Source organism: Lentzea sp. NPDC051208, assembly GCF_040682435.1.
Lineage (GTDB): Bacteria > Actinomycetota > Actinomycetes > Mycobacteriales > Pseudonocardiaceae > Lentzea > Lentzea kristufekii.
This window is the reverse complement of the sequence record NZ_JBFBAW010000006.1, coordinates 462,820-485,260: the sequence shown is the minus strand read 5'-3', so window position 1 is coordinate 485,260 and position 22,441 is coordinate 462,820. Positions and strand designations below refer to the sequence as shown.

Genomic DNA, 22,441 nt, shown 5'->3' with positions numbered 1-22,441 from the left:
ACGCCCAATAATTCCGGACAACGCTCGCACCCTACGTATTACCGCGGCTGCTGGCACGTAGTTAGCCGGTGCTTCTTCTGCAGGTACCGTCACTTGCGCTTCGTCCCTGCTGAAAGAGGTTTACAACCCGAAGGCCGTCATCCCTCACGCGGCGTCGCTGCATCAGGCTTTCGCCCATTGTGCAATATTCCCCACTGCTGCCTCCCGTAGGAGTCTGGGCCGTGTCTCAGTCCCAGTGTGGCCGGTCACCCTCTCAGGCCGGCTACCCGTCGTCGCCTTGGTAGGCCATTACCCCACCAACAAGCTGATAGGCCGCGGGTCCATCCCATACCGCCGGAACTTTCCACACCAGATCATGCGATCCAGTGTCGTATCCGGTATTAGACCTCGTTTCCAAGGCTTATCCCAGAGTACAGGGCAGGTTACCCACGTGTTACTCACCCGTTCGCCGCTCGTGTACCCCGAAGGGCCTTACCGCTCGACTTGCATGTGTTAAGCACGCCGCCAGCGTTCGTCCTGAGCCAGGATCAAACTCTCCAATAAGGATTGTGTTTGATCGCTCCAGACGGAATATGTCTGGCATCAATCTAGTCTTGCCTCAAAGGAACTACCTCGACGAGGAGGTAATTCATATATTACTGGCTGTGTTTCGGCACGCTGTTGAGTTCTCAAAGAACACGCGCACACCGCAGTCACATCAGCTTTACGCTGACTTACTTCCGGGGCTTGTGTTGCAAACCTTATTTGGTCTTGCTCGCCGGTGTCAAATCGGCCTCTAGGAGGCTTTATCTCTCCGGTTTTTGCCAGGCTCGTTCCGGTCTGTCTTTCCGGCCCGCTTCGCTCTGACATGGAGAACATTACACGGGGGTGTTTCGATCTCCAAATCGGGGGGTCCTGGTGACCGCCACATGTGCGATCACCAGGACAAACGCGTTCGTCAGGGCGCGGAGACCCCGACATCGGCCTTCGTCAGCGGCTTCCGCACCGCCGACGAGTTGTACTCGTCCGCTCCGACATCGGGCTTGCCCGAGCGCGACTGCAGGTCGAAGTCACGCGTGACATAGGAGTAGGTGCCGGCCGAAGTCTCGATCGCCGGGCTCGCGGAGGCGAGACGCAGCAGACCGTTGGAGTCGCGCACCAGCTTCGGGTCCACGGACCTGTAGCCGGACGGGATGCCGGCGGTGCCGCCCCAGACGATGTTGCCCTCGTACCTCACGGTCGAGCCGCTCATCATGTCGATCAGCTTCGACGACGAGCCCTGGATGACGTTGTTCGCGAGCACGCAGTCCTTGGGCGCATAGGTACCGGTGTCGCTGTCGACCACGGCGCCCGTGCCGACGAGCGTGTTGAACGCGACCGTCACGCGGTCGGGGCGGTCGTGCGAAGTGGAGGTCGGACCGCTGTCCGTCTCCGAGCCCCTGCCGAACACGATCGCCCGGTCCCCGGTGTTCTGCACGTAGTTGTTGAACACCTTGTGGTCGTTCCCGTGGAACCGGATGCCACTGCCGAACAGTAGGTTGCCCTCGACGGTGGTGCGGTTGCCGTGACGCAGGACGATGTAGCCCTTGCTGTCGCGGATCGTGTTGAAGCGGACCGTGTTGTCCGACGCCTTCACGGAAATGGCTTCCGAGTCGCCGTTCGCCTTCTCGAAGAGGTTGTGCTCGATGACCGCGTACGCCGACTTCGACTGCTTGTGGCTGTAGCCGAGCCGGATCGACTCGCCGCCGTTCGAGCCGGTGAAGCTGTGGTTGTAGAAGTAGTTGTGGTGCACCCAGGTCCGTTTGGCGATCTCACTGCCCGGACCGGTGATCTGCAGGTAGACGCCCTCGTTGCTGCGGTTCGAGAACGTGTTGTGGTCGACCTGGACGTCGTCGGCGCTGATGGTGAGCGAGGCGCCGTCCTTGTTGCCGTTGTACGTGTTGCGGGTGATGCGCGTGGCCTGCGTCTCGACCGGGACCGAGAGCGTGCTGCTCCCGTCGAAGACGAAGCCTTCGATCGTCACGTCCCGGACGGCCCCGAGCTCGAAGCCGCCTCGGTTGAACACCGCGCCGCCCACGGTCCGCGCGGCGACGGTGATGCCCGACTTGGTGATCTTGAGCGGCCGGTCGGCCCGGTGCACGCCGTCGGCGAGCACGATGCGCTGGCCTGGGCGTGCTGTGTCGAGAGCGGCCTGCAGAGAGGACACGTTCGACACGCCGACGACGGCAGCGAAGGCAGGCACGTGGACGAAGGACGACAGCAGGGCGGCCGCGCCTACTGCGGCCAGTGATCGGATCATTCGCCAACTCCGGTGTTGGGTCGCTGGCGGCGGCAGACCCAAGTTAGCGCAAGATTCCGGCAGGTGGGGTAGTTCGGTACAGACCAAGGGCGGTGTCCAGCGACGGCACCCGCTCCAGTTGTCCGATGTCTGCGAGGGGGAACCACTGGGCGAGGTCGGTCGTGCCACCCACCTCGTTGCGCAGCTCGCCGCCGATGATCCGCACCTCGTACATGATGCGAAGCGCGTGGTAGTCGCGGTCGGGCTCCTCCCGGAACTCGGAGTCGATGCCGAGCAGGCGGACCACCTCGGCGAGGTACCCGGTCTCCTCCTCGATCTCCCGGACGACCCCGTCGTACGGGTGCTCGCCGTGCTCGATGCCGCCTCCCGGCAGGATCCAACGTTTGCCCTTTGGGCCAAGCCAGCGCGCCAGCAGGATCTCGTCGCGCTCGTTGATGCACACCCCGTACGCCGCCACGCGCTGCTTCTTCGCCCTCATGCGATCCAGCCTAACTGGCGATCACCCCAAAAAAGTGATATCACTTAGCTACTACTTCGATAGGGGGTCCGGATGAGCGCGACAGTGGAGACGACGGTGCAGATGCCTGCACCAGTGGTGCGGGAGAAGCGCGCACAGGAGTTGTCGGGACTGCCGGTGTTCTTCGCAGGATTGGCGGTGTACGCGGTGGGCGTGTGGCTGCTGGTCGACGGCGTGATCGGCACGGCGGCGGACGGTGGGGACCCGTCCGCCGCGATCATCGTGATCATGGTCCTGCTGTTCCTGGCGGGGTCGCTGATCTGGAAGGGGCTCTTCACCGTCGCGCCCGGTGAGGCGCGGGTGTTGCAGTTCCTCGGCCGTTACGTGGGCACGGTGCGCACGGACGGTCTGCGGTGGGCGAACCCGTTCACCACGCGGGAGAAGATCTCGACCAGGATCCGCAACCACGAGACGGCGACGCTCAAGGTCAACGACGCGGACGGCAACCCGATCGAGATCGCGGCCGTGGTCGTGTGGCAGGTCGAGGACACTGCGCGCGCACGGTTCGAGGTCGACGACTTCGTGCGGTTCGTCGGCATCCAGACCGAGACCGCGGTACGGCACATCGCGAACAGCTACCCGTACGACAACCACGAGGAGACCGGTCTGTCGCTGCGGGAGAACGCGGACGAGATCACCGAGACGCTCGCGATCGAGATCTCCGCACGCGTGCAGTCCGCGGGCGTGAAGGTGATCGAGTCGCGGCTCACCCACCTCGCGTACGCGCCGGAGATCGCCCACGCCATGTTGCAGCGGCAGCAGGCCGGCGCGGTCGTGGCGGCACGGACGCGGATCGTCGAGGGCGCCGTCGGCATGGTCGAGCTCGCGTTGCAGCGGCTCGCCGAGCAGCACGTCGTCGAGCTCGACGAGGAACGCAAGGCGGCGATGGTCTCGAACCTGCTCGTCGTCCTGTGCGGTGACCGTTCCACCCAGCCCGTGGTGAACACCGGTTCGCTCTACACCTGATGGCCGAACGTAAAAGCGTTCTGCTCAGGCTTGATCCGGCAGTGCACGACGCGTTGAGCAGGTGGGCGAACGACGAGCTGCGCAGCACCAACGCGCAGATCGAGTTCCTGCTGCGGCGTGCGCTGGCGGAGGCGGGCCGGTTGCCCAATGAGGCGAAGAAGATGCCGCGTCGGGGCCGGCCACCGAAGAATCCCGAGGAGAACACCGAGGCCGGATCAGAGGGTTAGTGCGTACGGTGGAATCGATGACAGATCTCCACACATCTGACGCACGATCGCTCGCGTCGGCTCTGCAGGGGTTTGTTGGAGGAGGCCAGGAAACTGGTCTCCGACGGCGCGGAGTCGACGCTGGTCCGGAAGGTCTCCGGGCACATAGGCATTCCGATGGCACAGGTTCCCACGGTCACGGCCAAGTTCATGGCCTGGGAACACGTCAACGTCCACCGCGGGATCGAGACGTACGTCGCCGAGCACTCCCCGGGGTCGGAGTGGTTCGGCATAGCGGGGAAGCGCGCGTTCCGGTACCTCGTGGACATGTTGAGCGGAGCTGTCCACGACGGCAGCTTCGGGCTCGGCCCCGTCGACTACGCGACGGTGGTCACCGGCCCGGACACCGCGGTCGAGGCGGTGCAGCTCGGGCTGGTCCTCTCCCGCTCACCGGACGGCGAACCGGTGGTGATCGCGCTGCAGGGTCCGGGCGAGGACTGCGATTCCCAGTGCTCGCTGCAGGTGCTGGCGGGGTCGCGAGAGACAGCGACGGCCACGCGCGAGGCGGTCGAAGGACACATCGCCCGGCACAACCTGTTCGAGGGCAAGGTGATGGCGTTCGGGCTCAGCGAGCACCAGCGCAACCAGCTCCTCACGTTCCTGCCGAGACCGTCGTTGCGGCCTGAGGACGTCGTTCTGCCAGAGGGCGTGCTCGACGCCATCGAACGCCACGTCGTGCGCACGGCAGAGCAAGCGCACGGCTGAAAGCACACAGCAGCACCTGAAACGTGGACTGCTGCTCCACGGCCCGCCCGGCACCGGCAAGACGCACACGATCCGGTACCTGATGGGACGGCTGGAGTCCACGACGGTGATCGTGCTGAGCGGCGTCGCGATGTTCAAGCTCCTCAACCCGGCGCTGTTCGAGCTGCTGAACGAGATGGACGGCGTCGGTTCCGAGGCGGACGTGACGTTCGTGCTCACCACGAACCGCGTGGACGTGATGGAGCAGACCCTCGCCCAGCGGCCCGGCCCGGATCGACCTCGCCACGCACGTGCCGTTGCCCGACGCGGAGGCACGCGAACGGCTGCTGCGCCTCTACGCGTCCCGCACGGATCTCGATCTCCCGGACGCCTCGGCGATCGTGGCGGCGAGCGAGGGCGTCACGGCGTCGTTCGTGAAGGAGCTCGTGCGGCGGGCGACGCTGCTCCGCGCTGGACGACCAACCCGGCGTCGAGCGCGTCCGGTTCGACGAACCGACGATTTCGGTCGCGCTGGCTGAGATGACGGACGAGAAACAGTTGCTGACGCGCACGATCCCGTGCGGCTGAACAGGCGTTTCACCAGCATGAAAACGCTGTCATCGAGTTCATCCGTTCGGGGGTGTGTTGGCTGACTCCTCCACGCGATCGTGTGCGGCGGGCGCACCGGGAACGTGGAGGAGTCTTGTCTTTGTTCTCCCGCAAACGCGCCGGTCTCGGCGTGCTGGGCGTGGCTGTGGTGATCGCGTCGCTGACTCCGGCGGGCGGTCTCGCAGCTGGTAAAGAGATCTATTTGGACAGTCGCGCGTCGACCGAACGGCGGGTCGAGGACCTGCTGCGCAGGATGACGCTCGAGGAGAAGATCGGGCAGATGGCCCAGATCCGCGTCGGGAAGCTGCGCGGTGACTGCGACAACGTCAACGGGCCGCTGGTCGAGTCCTGCCTGAAGGCGGTGCTCGCGGACGCGCACGTCGGCTCGATCCTGTCCGGCGGTGGTGACGCGCCGCTCGACAACACGCCCAGGGCGTGGGCCGAGATGAACAACGCGATCCAGCGCTATGCGTTGGAGCACAACCGGTTGAAGATCCCGATCATCTACGGCGCGGACGGCGTGCACGGGCACAACAACGTCATCTCCGCGACGATGTTCCCGCACCAGATCGGGCTCGGTGCGACGTGGGACCCCGCGTTGCAGGAGAAGATCGGTGTGTCGGCGTCGAAGGCCTTGCGCGCCACCGGTGTCTTCTGGAACTTCGCGCCGGTCTCGGACATCGCGCGGGACACGCGCTGGGGCCGTTACTACGAGACCTACAGCGAGGACCCGTTCCTGTCGGGGCAGCTGGCGGCGGCGAACGTGCGCGGGCAGCAGGCGAAGGTGGACGACACCGCGCAGCTGACCGCGACGGCGAAGCACTTCGCCGGGTACTCGGCGCCGGCGAACGGGCACGACCGCGCGGCGGCGCAGATCCCGATCCGGCAGCTGCAGGACCTCGTGCTGCCGCCGTTCCAGGCGCAGTTCGACGCGGGCGTGAAGACCGTGATGATCAACTCCGGCTCGCTCAACGGCGTGCCGGTGCACGCGTCGAAGTACATGCTGCAGACGCAGCTGCGTGACCGCATGGGCTTCAAGGGCGTCGCGGTCTCGGACTGGCAGGACATGAAGTACCTGGTGGACCGGCACAAGGTCGCGCCCGACTACAAGACGGCGATCGCGATGAGCGTCAACGCCGGTGTGGACATGGCGATGGAGCCGTCGAACGCGGCCGAGTTCACGTCGTTGCTGCTGGCGAACGTGCGTGACGGCTCGGTGTCGCGCGGGCGGATCGACCAGGCCGTGCGGCGGGTGCTGAAGCTCAAGTTCGACCTCGGCCTGTTCGAGAAGCCGTACGTGGACCCGGCCAAGGCCGACGGCAACGTGGTGAACGTGGATCGCTCGCTGGCTCGCCAGGCGGCCGCCGAGGGCACCGTGCTGCTGAAGAACGACGGCGTACTGCCTCTTCCCACCTCTGCCAAGAAGATCGTCGTGACCGGTGAGACCGCGGACGACGTGCGTCGTCAGCTCGGTGGCTGGACCGTCGAGTGGCAGGGCGTGCCGGACGACTCGCCGTTGCCACCGGCCGCGACCGTGCTGACCGGTGTTCGCGAGGCTGTTCCCGGTGCGTCCGTCGTGCACGCTCCGACTCAGGCCGCGGCGGTGGCTGAGGCGGACGGCGCGGACGCGGTGGTCGTCGTCCTGGGTGAGAAGCCCGGTGCGGAGGGCCCGGCCGACACGGAGAACCCGGTGCTGACGGCCGAGCAGCAGGCGTGGGTGGACGCGGTGCAGGCGACCGGCAAGCCGGTGGTCGTGGTGCTGCTGACCGCGCGTCCGCAGGTGCTCGGTGCGGCGGCGGACGCGAACGCGCTGGTCGCGGGCTGGCTGCCGGGCAGCGAGGGTGGCCGGGCGATCGCCGACGTGCTGTTCGGCGCGGTGAACCCGAGCGGCAAGCTGCCGATCTCGTGGCCCAAGGCGCTGGGCGACCCGACGCTGACCTACGACCAGCTGCCGGGCGCGAACACGTCGGCGGGGGCGAAGTACGACCCGCTCTACGCGTTCGGGCACGGGCTGTCGTACACGTCGTTCACGACTTCGGGGACCTCGGTGTCGGTGGACCGTTCGAACGGCGTGGTGAAGTTCACGGTGGCGAACACCGGTACGCGTGCCGGCACCACGGTGGTGCCGGTCTACGTGCGCCAGCCGGCCTCGCCGGTGCTGACCCCGGACGCCCGCCTGGTGGGTTTCACCCGCGTGGAACTCGCTGCGGGGCAGTCGAAGCAGGTCGAGGTGTCGTTCAAGCTGTCGCAGCTGGCCCTGACCGTCGGTGACGTGGACGGCGACGGACGGCGTGAGGTCGCCCGCGGTGGCTACGAGGCCGTGGTGGGCGCCGATAAGGCCACTTTCACGGTGCGCTGAGCTGGCCTGATATCCTTCGTCGTCGTGAACGCGCGGCTCTCCGCCGTGGAGGAGACCTGGTCCTCGTGACCAGTGCCGACCAAGCGCGCCACGAACCCCGGTTTCGACAAGAAGGGTGATGTCGCATGGCGAACATCAAGTCCCAGCTCAAGCGGATCAAGACCAACGAGAAGGCTCGCCTTCGCAACAAGTCGGTCAAGTCGTCCCTGAAGACGGCCATCCGCAAGTTCCGCGAGGCTGCCGAGGCCGGTGACAAGGCGAAGGCCCTGGAGCTGCTGCAGGACGCGTCCCGCAAGCTCGACAAGGCCGCCACCAAGGGCGTCATCCACGCCAACCAGGCCGCCAACAAGAAGTCGGCGATGGCCCTGCGCGCGAACTCCCTCGAGGGCTGATCTCGCTCGTAGCGCTTCGAGCTTCTGCAAAGGGCTCCACCTCCTCCGGGAGGTGGAGCCCTTCCGCATGTGGCCCCGGGCACGGTAGGCGTAGCTCCATGGAATCGCTTCCGCGGATCGACTTCTTCGAGCTGCACGACCTCGACGGCACCCCGCCCGTGCTGCGGACCCTGCACACCGAGTCGATCATGACGATCTACCACCTGACGGACGCCGCGCGCGAGTACTCAAGGCCGCTGGCGCTGGCGTTGCGGTCGGGCGCGGACCACCGGATCGTCGACCTCTGCGCGGGTTCGGGCGGGCCGGTGCCGCTGATCCAGCGGCGGCTGCACGCGCAGGGCGTCCACACCCAGGTCACGCTGACGGACCTGGTGCCGAACGTGCCCGCGTTCGAGCGCGTCGCCGCTCGGAACCGGCGTCGGCTGCCCGACCCGTGCTGCTCGGTGGACCACGTGCCCACGTCCGTCGACGCCACGGACTGCCGGCTGGAAGGGACGCGGACGATCTACGGCGCCTTCCACCACTTCCCGCCCGCGCTGGCCGCGCGCATGCTGCAGAACGCCGTCGACACCCGGCAGCCCATGGTCGTCGTGGACACCAAGCGGTCGTGGCTCTACGTGCTCGTCTTCCCGTTCTTCCTCACGCTGGCCGTGCTGCTCGCGGCGCCGTTCCAGCGCAACTCCCCGCCGCGGTACCTGCTGCGGCTGGCGCTGACCTACGTCGTGCCGGTGCTGCCGTTCATGATGTTCTTCGACAGCGTCGTGTCGTTCCTGCGCATGTACGGGCGCGCGGAACTGCGGCGGATCGTCGACGGCCTGCGCGGCACCGAGTCGTTCGAGTGGACGATCGGCGTCGAACCCGGCTTCACGGGAGCCCAGTACCTGATCGGAATCCCGCGCCGGGAGTGATCCGGCGGAGGTTCAGCGGCGGCTGTGCGCGGCCACGATCCGGAGCACGGCGCGCTCCAGCGCGTAGTCGGCGTCGGCCGCCACGCCCTTCACGTCGGCGTTGAGCCCCGCGACCACCTGCATGGCGTCGGCGAGACCCGACTGGTCCCAGCCGCGGGACTGGGCCTGCGCCTTCTTGATCTTCCACGGCGGCATGCCGAGCGGTCCGGCCAGGCTGAACGGGTCGGCGCGGCCCACCGCGGACACCCGCGCGACCGTGCGCACCGCGTCCGCCAGCGCGTCCGCGACCAGCACGTGCGGCACGCCGAGCTGCATGGCCCAGCGCAACGCCTCCATGGCGCCCGCCCTGTCACCGACCACTGCCTTCTCCGCGACGGCGAAGCCCGTCACCTCGGCCTTGCCCTGGTGGTAGCGGCGGATCTCCTCGACCGTCACCTTGCCGTCGGTGTCGGAGACGAGCTGCGACGAGGCCGCGGCGAGCTCGCGCAGGTTCGTGCCCACGGCGTCGATGAGCGTGGCGACGGCTTCGGAGTCGATCTTGCCGCCCGCGCGCCGCACCTCGTTGCGCACGAACGCCTCACGCTCAGCCTGCTTGGTGACCTTGCCGCACTCGGTGACCGCGGCGCCGGCCTTCTTCAGCTGTCCGGGCAGGTCCTTGGCGGCCTTGCTGCGGCCACCGCCCGTGTGCAGGACGACGAGCGTGACGCCGTCCGCGGGCGCCTTGACGTAGGAGAGCACCATGTCGGCGACCTCCTTGCTGATGTCCTGCCCGTTCTGCAGAACGATCACGCGACCCTCCGCGAACAGCGACGGACTCACCAGTTCAGCCAGCTCGGGAGGCGTGAGATCAGTCACCTGGACGCGGGTCAGGTCGGCGGTCGGATCGACCTCTCGTGCGGCCTCGAGAGCCGCCCGAACAGCACGTTCGACCAGCAACTCCTCCTCGCCGACGATGAGGTGCAGTGACTCCGGTGCGCTCACGCTCCGCATCCTCCCACGTCCCGGATCGTGGACGTCTGTGGATGCGCGACGGACTGTTGCCGTAGCTTGGTGACCACAACTGAACACCGCTCATCCAGAGGGGCAGAGGGAACGGCCCGAAGAAGCCCCGGCAACCGGCGTCAGCGCCATGTGCAGAGCTCTGTGCTCAGCACCACGCAGACGATCACGGTGCCAATTCCGACCCGTTCGATTTCGCGGGAAAGATGAGGAGATACCTCGCGATGACTGCTGTCACTGTGCCCACGAGCACAAAGTTCGACCTCGGCCCTGCCCGGGCACTGCTGTGCCGGGAATGTGGGAACGAAACCCCTCTCGCTCCTGAGTACGCCTGTCTCGAGTGTTTCGGGCCGCTGGAAGTGGCCTACGACTTCGGGAAGATCCGGCGCGAGGACATCGAGGCCGGCCCCAGGTCGATCTGGCGCTACCGCGGCCTCCTCCCCGTTCCGTCCACTGTGGAACAGCACCCGAACACCGATCCCGGCGGCACCCGCCTGGTCGAGGCCCACAACCTCGCCAAGGCCCTGGGCGTCCGCAAGATCTGGGTGAAGGACGACACCGGCAACCCCACGCACTCGTTCAAGGACCGCGTCGTCGGCGTCGCGCTCGCCGCCGCCCGCGAACTCGGCTTCAAGGTGCTGGCCTGCCCGTCCACCGGCAACCTGGCGAACGCCGTCGCCGCGGCCGCCGCCCGTGCGGGCTGGAAGTCCGTCGTTCTCGTTCCCTCCAACCTCGAGCGCGCCAAGATCCTCATGAGCGCCGTCTACGAAGGCGCCCTGATCGCCGTCGACGGCAACTACGACGACGTGAACCGCCTCGCCCAGGAACTCGCCGCGGAGAACGAGGACTGGGCGTTCGTGAACGTCAACGTCCGCCCGTACTACGCGGAAGGCTCGAAGACGCTCGGCTACGAGGTAGCCGAGCAGCTCGGCTGGCGCCTGCCCGACCAGATCGTCGTGCCGATCGCCTCCGGCTCGCAGCTCACCAAGGTCGACAAGGCGTTCCGCGAACTCGGCCAGCTCGACCTCGTCGAAGCCACGCCGTACAAGGTGTTCGGCGCTCAGGCCACCGGCTGCTCCCCGATCTCCGCCGCGTTCAAGGCGGGCCACGACGTCATCCGGCCGGTCCGCCCGGACACGATCGCCCGCTCGCTGGCGATCGGCGCCCCGGCCGACGGCCCGTACGTGCTCGACGCGGTGCGCCGCACCAACGGCGCCATCGACGACGTCACCGACGAAGAGGTCGTCGAGGGCATCAAGCTGCTCGCCCGCACCGAGGGCATCTTCGCCGAGACCGCCGGCGGCGTGACCGTCGCGACGGCGAAGAAGCTCTTCGAGTCGGGCCAGCTCGACCCCGACGCCGAGACCGTGCTGCTGATCACCGGCGACGGCCTCAAGACCCTCGACGCACTCGGCGACACGGTGGGCCCGCGCGCGACGGTTCCGCCGTCGGCCGAGGCCGTCATCAAGGCGCTGGGTTAATCACCGCCGATCCATCACCTCCTCCGGCTCGGGGACGCACTCGCGTCTCCGAGCCGTTGCACGTCTGATCCCTGGGCCTGCGGGGCTCACAGGGAGATCGCGTCCGTCTTGAGCCAGCCCGTGCGCGGAAACCGTTGCAGGCCCTCCACCACGTGCGGCCCGACCGGCTCCACGGTCGCGCGCCACGCCACGATCCGTTGCGGCCATGGGGCTTCCGCCTTGAGCGCGTTGTAGTGGTAGTCGTGCCAGACGTCCGGCGCGACCCGCAGAGCGTCGTCGAACACGTGCTCCGACACGAGGTCGTACGCCTCCTCCGGTGTCGCCGCCTTCGTCGGCGGCAGCACGTAGGTGGTCGCCGCCTTGTGCGTGACGGCGCGGGTGCCGTCTTCGAGCGTTTCGCAGATGTAGTAACCGAAATCGGGTTTCAGCTCGTCGTGCGGCCACGGCGTCGCCGTGTAGTTCGTCTGCCACAGTGCCCACGCGAGCCCCGGCGTGCCGCCGGGAATCGGGTAGCGCGCGTTGAACAACCTGACCCAGACCATCTCTTCTCCTTCGTGCGATTCGGTTTCCCGGCAACACCGCCAGGTCGCCGTCCTTGTCCGTGCGCAACACCAACGCACCTTCCGTCCGCAACACGTCGATGACGTGCGGACTCGGGTGCCCGTACCTGTTGCCCGCGCCGACGCTCACCAGCGCCACCCGAGGCCGCACGGCCTCGAGGAACGCGGGCAGCGAGTACCGCGAACCGTGGTGCGGCACCTTGAGCACCTCGGCACTCAGGTCCCGCTCCCCCAGCAACGCCGCCTGGCCAGCCAGCTCGACATCACCGGTGAGCAGCACCCGGCCCGCCCTCGTGTGCGCTCTGAGCACGAGCGAGTAGTCGTTCACCGTCGTGTTCTCGGCCTCGGCGATCGGCGGCCGCCTCGGTCCCAGCACCTCCAACTCCAGTCCCGGCAAGGCGAACCGCTCGCCCGCCTTCGGTTCCACGACCCGCACGCCGTGAGCGCGAGCCCGTTCGCCGACCTCCCTCCACGCCCAGGCGGGCTCCTTGAGCGGACCGACCGCGACCGCCCCCACCGCACGCCCGGTGAGCACGGCGTCGAGGCCACCGACGTGGTCCGCGTGCAGGTGCGTCAGCACCACCAGCGGAATCCGCTTGATCCCCAACGTCTTCAGGCACCGGTCGACCGCGCCGGGATCAGGCCCGGTGTCGACCAGCACCGCCGTGTCGGCGTCGTCGGTCGCGAGGACCAGCGCATCGCCCTGCCCCACGTCGCAGTTGACGACCTTCCACCCGTCGGGTGGCCAAACAGGCGCCACGACCTTCAACGGCACCAGCACCACGAACCCGCCGACGAGCACCGCGACGACCAACGTCCGCGTCTTCTTGAACCGCAGCAACAACACGACCACCGCGGTCACCACCGTCAGCGCGAGCGCGCCGACCCAGCCGTCCGGCCAGCCGACCGCCGCACCGGGCACGGCCGACGCCTGCCTCCCGACCGTGATCAGCCAGCCCACAGCGGGCCCGGCGACGTGCGTGACGACCTCGGCCACCTGGGGCGAGAGCGGCGCGACGGCCGCCGCCAGCACACCCAGCACCGTCGCCGGTGCGACCACCGGCCCGGCGACGAGGTTGGCCACGACCGAGACCAGGCTCACCTGCCCGGAGAGCCCGGCCACCACCGGAGCCGTGGCCAGGCTCGCGGCCATCGGCACGACGATCGCCTCAGCCAGCCCGTTCGGCACGCCACGCCGTTTGAGCGCCTGCGTCCACTTCGGCGCGACGAGCACCAACGCCGCCGTCGCCACCACGGACAACGCGAACCCCGGATCACCACCCAGCGCCGGATCGTGCAACACCAGGACGAGCACCGCAGTCGCAAGGCTCGGCACAGCGGACCGTTGCCGGCCGGCTACCAACGCCAGCAACGCGACGGCCCCCATCACAGCGGCCCTGAGCACGCTCGGCTCCGGCCCGGCCAGGATGACGAACCCGACCAGCGCCGCCAGCGCGGCGAAGGCCGCCGGACGCGGACCGAGACGTCTGGTGAGCAGGTAGACCGCCCCGCAGACGATGGCCAGGTTCGCTCCGCTGACCGCGAGCAGGTGCGCGAGGCCGGCCGTCCGGAACTCCTCCACGATGCGCGGCACCATCTGCTCGGTGTCGCCCACCACGAGCGCCGGCAGCAGCCCGGCTTCCTCGTCGTCGAGGACTTTGCTCGCCTGTCTCAGGCCATCGCGGAGTTCGTCCGCCCAGGTCTGCCAGACCGGCGCCGGCTGGGGATTCTGCGGCGGACCGCGCACTCGCAACAACGCCGACGCCAGGTCACCGCCCCTGGTTGGTGCGAGGGTGCCTTTGACCGTGACCTTCTGACCCGGCAAGAGATCTCGCCACTTGTCCGCCGGGGCCAGCAGCACCAACTGGGTGCCGTTCGCCGTCGCTCTGATCACGACGTTCTCGACGCCTGCCTGGGTTCCGCCGAAGCCAGCCGCCCGGATTCCCTTCGGCCTGGTGGTGAGTTCGACGGTGAGGGTGGTGCTGCGACCTTCGCCGGCGGCCAGGCGGAGCGGGTGGGACTCGGCTCGCAGCACGTGGCCGCCCACCCAGGCCGCGGCGACCGGGCCGGAGATCAGGAGGGCTATCGCGCAGGTCCTGGTCCACCAGGCTCTTCGCCACGCCAACAGGCCGACAACCCCTGCCGACAGGCCGGTGAGCACTGCCGCCTGCCAGCTCAGGAAAAGACCGGCCACGGCCGTGCTCCAGACTGCCGCGGCGGCCGGGACCAGGCGGTAGTCGTGGGCTACCGGGTGTTTGCGAGCCACCGGGGCCTCCCCTGACCGGTGGGAGGTCTCGGGTCACGGGTTGGGCTGCCTTGGCGCGGCCGCGGAGGCTTCGGGCGATGGCGTGGGAGGGATTGCGGCTGCACTTGGGTGTTCCTGGCTGCGGGGTGGTGCCAGGCGGTGTCGATGCGGGGGTGACGGGTGATGCGGACTGACGGCATGGATGGCTCCGATCGGTGAGTTGGCGCCGGGCTGTGGGTCGCTTCGTGAGGCCGGGAAGTGGGGTCACGGCTGGCGTTCCGGATCGGAACGCTTCGGGCCGGTTCGGCTGGCTCTGGTGGACCCGTGGGCGAGGGCAGGGCGGTTGCATCGCCCGCGGTGACGAAGTGGACGCAGCGGAGGGCGGGGTGTTGCGGCAGAACGGCGTTGGTGCCGCGTGGCGGTTTCGTTGGTGCGGTAACAGGTTCGAGGCTGGGGCAGGGGTGCCGCGCGCATAGGGCACTGCCGTTGCACGGCGGGCGAGGGCAAAGCAGTGGCGGCACCACGTAGCAGTTTTCGTTGGCATGACAACGGGTTCAGGGCTGAGGCAAGGTTGGGGCGCACATACGCCACTGTCGTTGCACAGCGGCCGAGCGCAGGGCAGCAGCACCCGGCCGTGGTGACGAAGCGGATTCACCGGGCGGGCGGTGTGGTGCGGGCTGAAGGGCGGACCGACGGCGAGGCCGTGTGGCCGGCTTCGATGTATGGCCGCAGGTTCAGGGCTGGTGCACGGGTGCGCCGCAGATACGGCACTGCCGTTGTAAGGCGGCCGGCGGAACGGCGAGCGGAACAAGCGGAGCCGGGCGCGGTGGTGGGGGTGGCGGGAAGGACGCCGCCAGCCGGTGGCGGAGAGCGGTGGTCAGCGGGCGGAGCCGGCGGCGGGGCGGGGTTCGGGAGCGGTGCAGGGGGAACGAGAGGGCCAGCGGGCGTGCGAGGTGGTTGTGGTCGGCTGGGAAGTGGGCTGGGCTGGTCAGGTGGCGGTACTGGGCCCTGGTGCGGTGGTAGAGGGCCGCGGCCTTCGTCGCGAGGGTCATGTGTGGACCAGGTCGGCCAGCTTGGTGAGCTTCGATTCGCCGATGCCCTCCACGTCGCGGAGTTGGTCCACCGACGCGAACGGGCCTTTGCGGGTGCGGTGCTCGACGATGCGTTGAGCCGTCACCGGGCCTACACCGGGCAGGCCGTCCAGTTCGGTCGCGGTGGCGGAGTTCAGGTTCAGCTTCGGCTGGGCTCCGCCGGCCTGGGGCGCGCCTGCCTGGGGCGGGGGTGGGATGCCCACCGCTATCTGTTCGCCGTCGGCGAGTTTGCGGGCCAGGTTCAGGTTGTGGAGGTTCGTGCCCGGCTTCATACCTCCGGCGAGACGGATGGCGTCGGCCACTCGAGCGCCGGACGGTGCTGTGATCAGGCCTGGGGTGACCACCTCGCCGACCACGTCCACGATCAGTTCGGGGGCCGGGGCCGCGGTGCTCACCAGGGCCAGGTCTGGCGCCGGTTCGGCGGCGGGGCTCTGCCACCAGCTGCCCAGGCCTATCACTGTGCACGCCACGGCTACGCCGAGAGCGAGCAGACCGCGGCGCGGAAGGCGCGGCAGGCGGAAGCGGCGGCGGGGCGGGCCGTGTTCGTCCGAGTCCTCTGATCGTGCGTAGACCAGGGTCGGGTCGGCTCTCACCTTGTCGGCCAGTGCGGCCAGGCGTTCGGTCGGGAGGGAGTCCTGGTGGGAGCGGGGGAACATGCGAGCGACGTTACGGAGCGGGATGGGTGGGGAGGTGGGGTGAGCTCCGGGGCTGTGGATTACTCGCGGGTTGTGGACAGGTCGCGATCACTCGCGGTCCGGGGACGGGGAATTGTCGGGGGTCTGTGGGAGGCTGTCGGGTCCTCCCGGCAGCACCACGACGCCCAGCACGCCTGGGCCCGTGTGCGCGCCGATCACCGCGCCCACCTCCGAGATCACGCATCCCGTCGAGCCGGGCAGCCGTTCGTCCAGGCGGGTCGCCAGTTCGGCGGCGCGTTCGGGAGCGGCCAGGTGGTGCACGGCCAGTCCGACGGGACCGTCGCCCGCCGCGGCCGCCGCCAGGTCGACCAGACGGCCCACCGCACGGCTCATCGTGCGCACCTTCTCCAGCGGCACGATCCGGCCGTCGTCCATGTGCAGCAACGGTTTCACGGCCAGCGCGGTGCCCACCAGCGCCGCCGCCGTACCGATCCGGCCACCCCGGCGCAGGTAGTCCAACGTCTCGAGGCAGAAGAACATCCGCGTCTGCCGGGCGGCCGAGGAAGCAGCGTCCTCGACCTCACCGGGCGAGCACCCGGCGGCCACGGCGGCGCTCGCGCGCAACACCGAGAACCCGAGCCCCATGCCCGTCGACCGCGAGTCCACCACGCGGATCTGAGAAGGACCGACCTCCTCCGCCGCCAGCCGTGCGGCCTCCCACGTCCCGGACAGCTCACGAGAGAGATGCACGGACATGACCGCGTCCGACGACAAAAGAACCTCGCGGTACACGGCGGCCATCTCGCCCGGCGTGGGACGTGAGGTGGTCACCCGGCGGTGCTCGGCGAGGGCACCGGCCAGTTCGGAGGGACCGAAGTCGACGCCGTCGAGGCGTCCGGCACCGTCCACCGCGACGTGCAGCGGCACCACGGTGATCGCATGGCGCTTCGCGAACCCCTCGGGCAGGTATGCCGTGGAGTCGGTGACGATGGAGATGCGCACGAGCGACGAGCCTACGGGGCTCACTCCTCCGAGGGACTCAACGCCACGGACGAGATCAGCGAGGCCATTGCCTTGCCCACGAGTTCGTGGCCCTCCCAGCCCCAGTGCATCCCGTCCGGGTTCCCGGCACCGGACCGCACGTGCTCCCCGATCACGGCGGGCAGGTCCAGCAACGGCACATCCGCACCCGCGGCCCAGCCACGCACGGCCGCAACCGCAGCCGCGTGCCCCTGATGGGCGTACGCGTACGTAGCCGCACGATGCACCGACGGCACGATCCCGACCGCCGGCATCGTGTACTGGAGATTGCGAACGGACTGCAGCATGTCCCGCAGGTAGCGCGCGGTCAGCGCGGGAGGCAGCGACGCGCGTGTGTAAGGCGCCAGCCGGGGCTGCACGAACTGATAGCGCGCACGAACCCAACGCCGCAGCCAGTCCGGCCGCACGTAACGCAGCCCCTCGCGCAGGTACGTCGGCAACGGCGAGGGCAGCGTGTCCATGCTGCCCACCGCGAACACCAGCACGTCCGTACGGGGCAGCAACGACCAGATCCGCGGGTCGCCGGTCAACGCCCACCAGGCGTCCCGCGCCGTCCAGCCGAACCCGGCCGCCAGCTCCGCCGTTCCACCCAGCGCCTCGGCACAGATGTTGTGCCACAGGCGTGGATGATCAGCGGGCAGCGGACCGGAAGGCCCGAAGAACGACAGCGAGTCCCCGAGGACGAGCAGTCTCAACGCGTGGTGCCCGCGTTGTACGACGTCAGCCGCCAGAGGTCGTTGCGCCGGGTGAACACGGTCCAGTGGCAGTTCGAGATGCCGCCGAGCTGCGACCAGTTCTCCACCGGCAGGCCGAGCAGCCGGCCGGTCAGAGCGCTGATCAGGCCACCGTGCGCGCACAGCAGCACGGTGCCGGAGAACTCCGCGTCCACCTCGTGCACGACCTTGATGGCCCGCTCGGCCACCTCGACCCGCGACTCGCCGTCCGGCGGCACGAAGGTCGGGTCGGTGCGCCACACCGTGACCGCACCTGGCCACTCCCGCTCCACCTCGGCCACGTTCAGACCCTGCCACTTGCCCAGGTGGGTCTCGCGCAGCCGTTCGTCGATCCGCAGCGGAACGTCCGTCGACGACGTGAACACGCCGGCGGTGTTGCGCGCCCGTTGCAGGTCGGACGCGACCACCATCTCCGGCTCGAACCCGGCGAGCACCGGTACGGCGAACCTGGCCTGGTTCAACCCGGTCTCGGTGAGCGCCGAGTCCAGATGACCCTGCAGACGACCTGTCGCGTTGTAGTCGGTCTCACCGTGCCGCCACAGCACGAGCCGGCTCAGGGCCATCAGCTACCTCATTCAGCCGTGGACTCGGCGGGGACGTCCGCTTCGAACTCGATGCGCGGGCAGTCCTTCCACAGCCGCTCCAGGCCGTAGAAGCTGCGCTCCTCCGTGTGCTGGACGTGCACCACGACGTCCACGAAGTCCAGCAGCACCCACCGGCCCTCGCGGGCCCCTTCGCGGCGAACCGGCTTCGTGCCGGCCTCCCGCAGCTTCTCCTCGATGTTGTCGACGATCGCGCCGACCTGCCGCTCGTTGTGAGCGGACGCGATCACGAACACGTCGGTGATCACGAGCTGGTCGGAGACGTCGAGCACCGTCACGTCGTGCGCCTTCTTGTCGGCCGCTGCGTTCGCCGCGACCAGCGCCAGCCGTCGTGCCTCGTCGGTGGCTGCCACGTCACTCCTCTGACTTCCGGCGGGCGTCGATACGCCCACACGAGTTACTGAGGGTACCGGCGCGCGCCAACAGGTACTTCACACCCACGCATGACGAAGGCCACCTCAGCGCCCTGAGGTGGCCTTCACCGGTGCCGAAGCCTTAGAGCGGGCGGACCTGCTGGGCCTGCGGCCCCTTCTGGCCCTGTCCGACCTCGAACTCGACCTTCTGGTTCTCCTCGAGCGAACGGAAACCCTTGGACTGGATCTCCGAGTAGTGCACGAAGACGTCGGCCGAGCCGTCGTCGGGCGCGATGAAGCCGAAGCCCTTTTCGGCGTTGAACCACTTCACGGTGCCTGTAGCCAAAGTCTTGCCTTCCACGAACCAGCAACAACCCGCTGATTGTTGCTCCCCGAGCGCTCGGATGCACGCAAAATCCACTCGAACGTGGTTACGACTCGGAGTACAGGCCTGTTTTCGCGATGTATTGGACGACACCGTCGGGGACCAGGTACCAAACGGGCTGCCCGGATGCAGTACGCGCGCGGCATCCGGTCGACGAGATCGCCATCGCGGGGACCTCGACGAGCGACACCGAGCCGGGCGGCAGATGGCGGTCGTTCAGGGTGTAACCCGGACGGGTGACGCCGATGAAGTGGGCTAGGTCGAACGCGTCCGACGCGCGCTTCCACGACAGGATCTGCTCCAGCGCGTCCGCACCCGTGATGAAGAACAGGTCGGCGTCCGGGTACTGCTTCTTGAGGTCCGTTAGCGTGTCCACGGTGTACGTGGGGCCCTCACGGTCGATGTCGACCCTGCTGACCGAGAACCGGGGGTTGGAGGCCGTGGCGATGACCGTCATCAGGTAGCGGTCCTCGGCGGCGGAGACCTCGCGCGACGCCTTCTGCCAGGGCTGGCCCGTCGGCACGAAGATCACGCGGTCCAGGTCGAACCTGGCCTGCACCTCGCTGGCGGCCACGAGGTGGCCGTGGTGGATCGGATCGAACGTGCCACCCATGACGCCGATGCGCATCGAGACAGCGTAGACCGGCGTCGGGCCGCTCCCGTGGCCCGACGCCGGTCGTGCTGATCACACCGCACGGCTCAGGGGGAGGACGAGCCGTTCGGGTCGCGGCCCACCCCGAAGCAGAGCCGCGCGCACTGGAGGAACGCGCGGACCGCGCCCCCATTACGCGACCGGCCCAAGATTTTTATCACCAGGCCACGACGAGCTTCAGCGGCCCTCTGACCAGCGAACCCTTGCGGAACTCGACGGGCGCGGCGAGCCGCAGACCGGGCATGCGGCGCAGCAGCGTGCCCAGCGCGACCTGCAGTTCCATCCGCGCGAGCTGCGAGCCGAGGCAGAAGTGGATGCCGTGGCCGAACTGCAGGTGCTGGCCGACCTCGCGCTCCAGGTCCAGCTCGGCGCCGTTGGCGTACATCGCCTCGTCACGGTTCGCCGACGACAGGACCACCAGCACGGCGTCGCCTTCCTTCACCAGCGCGTTGCCGACCTGGACGTCCTCGGTCGCGATGCGGGGGAACCCGGCGCCGCTGCCCAGCGGGATGAACCGCAGCAGCTCCTCGATGGCGTTCGGGAGCTTGTCGGGGGCCTCACGCAGGCTCTTCATGGCGTCCGGGTGCTCCAACAGCGTCACGACGCTGTTGGAGAGCATGTTCGCCGTCGTCTCGTGACCCGCGACCAGCAACGTGATGCCGAACCGGACGAGCTCGTCCTCGCTCAGCCGGTCCTCGTTGTCCCGTGCGGCGACGAGTGCGCTCATCAGATCGTCCGTTGGGTGCGCACGGCGTTTCGCGACGAGTTCGGCGAAGTAGGCGTACAGCTTCGTCACGCCGTCCATCGCCTCTTCAGGCGAGTAGCCACCGACCGTGGACAGCGCCTGGTTCGACCACCGGCGGAAGTCCTCGCGGTCCTCGAACGGCACGCCGAGCAGCTCGCAGATGACCGTGATCGGGAACGGCATGCTGAAGCCCTCGACCAGGTCACCAGGGTTGTCCAGGCGGTCGAGCAGTTCGTCGGTGATCTGCTGGGCGCGCGGCCGCAGCTCCTGGATCCGGCGCACCGTGAACGCCTTGGACACCAGCCGGCGCATGCGCGAGTGGTCCGCGCCGTCGTGCGTGAGGATCGACCCGCCCGGCGCGATGAGGGGCTGCATCCGCGGCACGTCCTGGCCGACCGTCCGCGCACGGCTGAACCGCGGGTCGCCCAGGACGAACTTCGTCTCTTCGTAGGACGTGACGAGCCAACCCTCGCCGCCGTACGGGTACGTCACGCGCGAGACGGGTTCATCACGCCGTAGACGTTCATAGGTCGGGTCGAGGGTCAGGCCGTCAGCTTCGGAGAACGGATAGGTGGGAGCCATGTCTCCGAACGTAGAGCTACGCCTTCGGGCGTGTGTGTCCTTCGCCCCACACGACCCATTTAGAGGAAGTCAGCTCAGTCAGGCCCATCGGCCCGCGGGCGTGCAGCTTCTGCGTGGAGATGCCGATCTCCGCACCCATGCCGAACTCCGCGCCGTCGGTGAAGGCCGTGGAGGCGTTGACGAACACCGCCGCCGCGTCCACACGCGTCGTGAACCGGCGTGCCGCCGCGACGTCGTTCGTGACGATGGCTTCGCTGTGGCCTGAGCCGTACGTCGCGATGTGCTTCACCGCGTCGTCCAGCGAGTCGACGACCTTCGCCGCGATGTCGAGGCTCAGGTACTCGGTGCCCCAGTCGTCGTCGGTCGCGTCGAGGACGTCCGGCTGGTGGGCGAACTGCTCGTCGCCGTGGATGGTGACGTTCTCCTGCTGCAACGCCTTGGTGATGCGCGGGACGAACTCCGCCGCGACGTCCTTGTGCACCAGCAGGGACTCCGCCGCGTTGCACACGCTCGTGCGCCGCGTTTTGGCGTTGAGGACGATCGCCTCGGCCATGTCGAGGTCGGCGTTCGCGTCCACGTAGACGTGGCAGTTGCCGACGCCGGTCTCGATCGTGGGAACCGTCGCCTGCTCGACGACGGCGTTGATCAGACCCGCGCCGCCGCGGGGAATCACCAGGTCGACCAGGCCGCGGGCGGTGATGAGGTGGGTGACGGACGCGCGGTCGTGGCACGGCAGGAGCTGCACGCTGTCGGCCGGCAGGTTCACGCTTTCGAGTGCGTCGCGCAGGACGGCGACGAGCGTGGTGTTGGACTGCTCGGCGGTCGAGGAGCCCCGCAGCAGTGCGGCGTTGCCCGACTTCAGCGCGAGACCGGCGGCGTCGACCGTGACGTTCGGACGGCCCTCGTAGACCATGCCGACGACGCCCATCGGGACGCGGACCTGCTTGAGCTCCAGCCCGTTCGGGAGGACGCCGCCGGTGATGACCTGGCCGATCGGGTCCGGAAGCCCCGCAACGGTTTCCAGGCCGACCGCGACGCTGTCGATGCGGGCTTCGGTCAGGGTGAGGCGGTCCAGGATGTTGTCCGGGAGACCTGCTGCTCGACCGGCTTCGAGGTCCTTCTCGTTGGCCTCGATAATCTCTGGCGCGCGCTTGCGGAGGGCGGCGGCCATCTCGAGCAGCGCGGTGTCCTTGCGCTCACGGGTGGCGAGGACTAGTTCGTCGGCGGCGACACGGGCGCGGCGAGCTGCCGCGTGCACCTGATCGCGCAGGTCATCAGTCACGCCACACAGCTTACGACCTGCGACAATCACAATTGTCAGACCCGCCTGCCAGGCTTGCTGCCATGGATGACGACA

At 68.5% G+C, this 22,441-nt stretch carries 22 protein-coding genes, 1 rRNA gene and 1 riboswitch; of the genes, 8 read left to right on the top strand and 15 right to left on the bottom strand.

Going from position 1 to position 22,441, the window contains the following annotated elements:
- From AB0M48_RS17835 to AB0M48_RS17825, 3 genes are all read right to left on the bottom strand, one after another.
- Positions 1-543: ribosomal RNA gene (locus AB0M48_RS17835) — 16S ribosomal RNA — on the bottom strand; the annotation flags it as partial.
- Positions 544-937: 394 nt separating this feature from the next.
- Positions 938-2,278, bottom strand: a complete 1,341-nt coding sequence (locus tag AB0M48_RS17830; protein ID WP_363842679.1) for a polysaccharide lyase 6 family protein — start codon at positions 2,276-2,278, stop codon at positions 938-940.
- Between the two features lie 43 nt (positions 2,279-2,321).
- Positions 2,322-2,756 (bottom strand): NUDIX hydrolase, encoded by a 435-nt coding sequence (locus AB0M48_RS17825; protein WP_363842676.1) that lies wholly within the window; start codon positions 2,754-2,756, stop codon positions 2,322-2,324.
- 72 nt (positions 2,757-2,828) lie between these two features.
- Here AB0M48_RS17825 and AB0M48_RS17820 point away from each other — a divergent pair, with 72 nt between their 5' ends.
- The 7 genes from AB0M48_RS17820 (at position 2,829) to AB0M48_RS17790 (ending at position 8,979) form a co-directional block, all read left to right on the top strand.
- Positions 2,829-3,761 (top strand): SPFH domain-containing protein, encoded by a 933-nt coding sequence (locus AB0M48_RS17820; RefSeq protein ID WP_363842673.1) that lies wholly within the window; start codon positions 2,829-2,831, stop codon positions 3,759-3,761.
- Positions 3,761-3,988 carry a hypothetical protein gene (locus AB0M48_RS17815; RefSeq protein ID WP_363842670.1) on the top strand — a complete coding sequence of 76 codons (228 nt, stop codon included), beginning with the start codon at positions 3,761-3,763 and terminating at the stop codon, positions 3,986-3,988. The genes AB0M48_RS17820 and AB0M48_RS17815 overlap by 1 nt, the downstream gene beginning before the upstream one ends.
- A gap of 75 nt (positions 3,989-4,063) precedes the next feature.
- Complete coding sequence (locus tag AB0M48_RS17810) at positions 4,064-4,732, top strand: hypothetical protein (RefSeq protein WP_363842667.1); 669 nt, start codon at positions 4,064-4,066, stop codon at positions 4,730-4,732.
- On the top strand, positions 4,650-5,255 hold the full coding sequence (locus tag AB0M48_RS17805; RefSeq protein ID WP_363842738.1) for an AAA family ATPase: 606 nt from the start codon (positions 4,650-4,652) through the stop codon (positions 5,253-5,255). The genes AB0M48_RS17810 and AB0M48_RS17805 overlap by 83 nt, the downstream gene beginning before the upstream one ends.
- A 159-nt stretch (positions 5,256-5,414) precedes the next feature.
- Positions 5,415-7,679: a glycoside hydrolase family 3 N-terminal domain-containing protein gene (locus tag AB0M48_RS17800; RefSeq protein ID WP_363842664.1), complete on the top strand. Its 2,265-nt coding sequence runs from the start codon at positions 5,415-5,417 to the stop codon at positions 7,677-7,679.
- 125 nt (positions 7,680-7,804) lie between these two features.
- Complete coding sequence (gene rpsT / locus AB0M48_RS17795) at positions 7,805-8,071, top strand: 30S ribosomal protein S20 (RefSeq protein WP_030479455.1); 267 nt, start codon at positions 7,805-7,807, stop codon at positions 8,069-8,071.
- Positions 8,072-8,169: 98 nt separating this feature from the next.
- Positions 8,170-8,979 (top strand): class I SAM-dependent methyltransferase, encoded by an 810-nt coding sequence (locus AB0M48_RS17790; RefSeq protein WP_363842660.1) that lies wholly within the window; start codon positions 8,170-8,172, stop codon positions 8,977-8,979.
- A 12-nt stretch (positions 8,980-8,991) separates the two neighbouring features.
- Here AB0M48_RS17790 and holA read toward each other — a convergent pair whose 3' ends face one another.
- Positions 8,992-9,969 (bottom strand): DNA polymerase III subunit delta, encoded by a 978-nt coding sequence (gene holA, locus AB0M48_RS17785; RefSeq protein ID WP_363842657.1) that lies wholly within the window; start codon positions 9,967-9,969, stop codon positions 8,992-8,994.
- A 78-nt stretch (positions 9,970-10,047) separates the two neighbouring features.
- Positions 10,048-10,191, top strand: a riboswitch (SAM riboswitch).
- An 11-nt stretch (positions 10,192-10,202) separates the two neighbouring features.
- Between holA and thrC the strand changes: the two genes are divergently transcribed.
- Entirely contained in the window at positions 10,203-11,459 is a 1,257-nt protein-coding gene (thrC, locus tag AB0M48_RS17780; RefSeq protein WP_319986832.1) for a threonine synthase, read from the top strand.
- On the opposite strand, the gene AB0M48_RS17775 is transcribed toward thrC, so the two are convergent.
- The 11 genes from AB0M48_RS17775 to AB0M48_RS17725 all read right to left on the bottom strand — a co-directional run bounded on the left by AB0M48_RS17775 (position 11,460) and on the right by AB0M48_RS17725 (position 22,399).
- On the bottom strand, positions 11,460-14,285 hold the full coding sequence (locus tag AB0M48_RS17775; protein WP_363842653.1) for a DNA internalization-related competence protein ComEC/Rec2: 2,826 nt from the start codon (positions 14,283-14,285) through the stop codon (positions 11,460-11,462). It lies immediately after the preceding gene.
- Positions 14,286-14,998: 713 nt separating this feature from the next.
- A complete protein-coding gene (locus tag AB0M48_RS17770) occupies positions 14,999-15,316 on the bottom strand; it encodes a hypothetical protein (protein ID WP_363842650.1) in 318 nt (105 codons plus the stop codon).
- Complete coding sequence (locus AB0M48_RS17765; RefSeq protein ID WP_363842647.1) at positions 15,313-16,011, bottom strand: ComEA family DNA-binding protein; 699 nt, start codon at positions 16,009-16,011, stop codon at positions 15,313-15,315. Before AB0M48_RS17765 ends, AB0M48_RS17770 begins: the two co-directional genes overlap by 4 nt.
- Positions 16,012-16,098: 87 nt before the next feature.
- Positions 16,099-16,992 carry a DegV family protein gene (locus tag AB0M48_RS17760; protein WP_363842644.1) on the bottom strand — a complete coding sequence of 298 codons (894 nt, stop codon included), beginning with the start codon at positions 16,990-16,992 and terminating at the stop codon, positions 16,099-16,101.
- A 20-nt stretch (positions 16,993-17,012) separates the two neighbouring features.
- Positions 17,013-17,726: a diglucosylglycerate octanoyltransferase gene (octT, locus tag AB0M48_RS17755; RefSeq protein WP_363842641.1), complete on the bottom strand. Its 714-nt coding sequence runs from the start codon at positions 17,724-17,726 to the stop codon at positions 17,013-17,015.
- Positions 17,723-18,328, bottom strand: coding sequence for a histidine phosphatase family protein (locus AB0M48_RS17750; protein WP_266037668.1), 606 nt, complete (start codon positions 18,326-18,328; stop codon positions 17,723-17,725). Before AB0M48_RS17750 ends, octT begins: the two co-directional genes overlap by 4 nt.
- Before the next feature lie 8 nt (positions 18,329-18,336).
- Entirely contained in the window at positions 18,337-18,720 is a 384-nt protein-coding gene (rsfS, locus tag AB0M48_RS17745) for a ribosome silencing factor (protein ID WP_319981659.1), read from the bottom strand.
- Between the two features lie 142 nt (positions 18,721-18,862).
- Entirely contained in the window at positions 18,863-19,066 is a 204-nt protein-coding gene (locus AB0M48_RS17740) for a cold-shock protein (protein ID WP_030468099.1), read from the bottom strand.
- Between the two features lie 85 nt (positions 19,067-19,151).
- Positions 19,152-19,733 carry a nicotinate-nucleotide adenylyltransferase gene (gene nadD / locus AB0M48_RS17735; protein WP_363842636.1) on the bottom strand — a complete coding sequence of 194 codons (582 nt, stop codon included), beginning with the start codon at positions 19,731-19,733 and terminating at the stop codon, positions 19,152-19,154.
- Positions 19,734-19,914: 181 nt separating this feature from the next.
- A complete protein-coding gene (locus AB0M48_RS17730) occupies positions 19,915-21,084 on the bottom strand; it encodes a cytochrome P450 (protein ID WP_363842634.1) in 1,170 nt (389 codons plus the stop codon).
- A 16-nt stretch (positions 21,085-21,100) separates the two neighbouring features.
- Positions 21,101-22,399, bottom strand: coding sequence for a glutamate-5-semialdehyde dehydrogenase (locus tag AB0M48_RS17725; RefSeq protein WP_363842735.1), 1,299 nt, complete (start codon positions 22,397-22,399; stop codon positions 21,101-21,103).
- Positions 22,400-22,441: the final 42 nt, after the last annotated feature.

Coding starts and splice junctions, on each gene's coding strand:
- AB0M48_RS17770 (WP_363842650.1), bottom strand. CDS start 15,316: ATGACCCTCGCGACGAAGGCCGCGGCCCTCTACCACCGCACCAGGGCC.
- AB0M48_RS17825 (WP_363842676.1), bottom strand. CDS start 2,756: ATGAGGGCGAAGAAGCAGCGCGTGGCGGCGTACGGGGTGTGCATCAAC.
- holA (WP_363842657.1), bottom strand. CDS start 9,969: ATGCGGAGCGTGAGCGCACCGGAGTCACTGCACCTCATCGTCGGCGAG.
- AB0M48_RS17750 (WP_266037668.1), bottom strand. CDS start 18,328: ATGGCCCTGAGCCGGCTCGTGCTGTGGCGGCACGGTGAGACCGACTAC.
- AB0M48_RS17765 (WP_363842647.1), bottom strand. CDS start 16,011: ATGTTCCCCCGCTCCCACCAGGACTCCCTCCCGACCGAACGCCTGGCC.
- nadD (WP_363842636.1), bottom strand. CDS start 19,733: ATGCGCATCGGCGTCATGGGTGGCACGTTCGATCCGATCCACCACGGC.
- AB0M48_RS17730 (WP_363842634.1), bottom strand. CDS start 21,084: ATGGCTCCCACCTATCCGTTCTCCGAAGCTGACGGCCTGACCCTCGAC.
- AB0M48_RS17790 (WP_363842660.1), top strand. CDS start 8,170: ATGGAATCGCTTCCGCGGATCGACTTCTTCGAGCTGCACGACCTCGAC.
- AB0M48_RS17820 (WP_363842673.1), top strand. CDS start 2,829: ATGAGCGCGACAGTGGAGACGACGGTGCAGATGCCTGCACCAGTGGTG.
- AB0M48_RS17815 (WP_363842670.1), top strand. CDS start 3,761: ATGGCCGAACGTAAAAGCGTTCTGCTCAGGCTTGATCCGGCAGTGCAC.
- AB0M48_RS17830 (WP_363842679.1), bottom strand. CDS start 2,278: ATGATCCGATCACTGGCCGCAGTAGGCGCGGCCGCCCTGCTGTCGTCC.
- rpsT (WP_030479455.1), top strand. CDS start 7,805: ATGGCGAACATCAAGTCCCAGCTCAAGCGGATCAAGACCAACGAGAAG.
- thrC (WP_319986832.1), top strand. CDS start 10,203: ATGACTGCTGTCACTGTGCCCACGAGCACAAAGTTCGACCTCGGCCCT.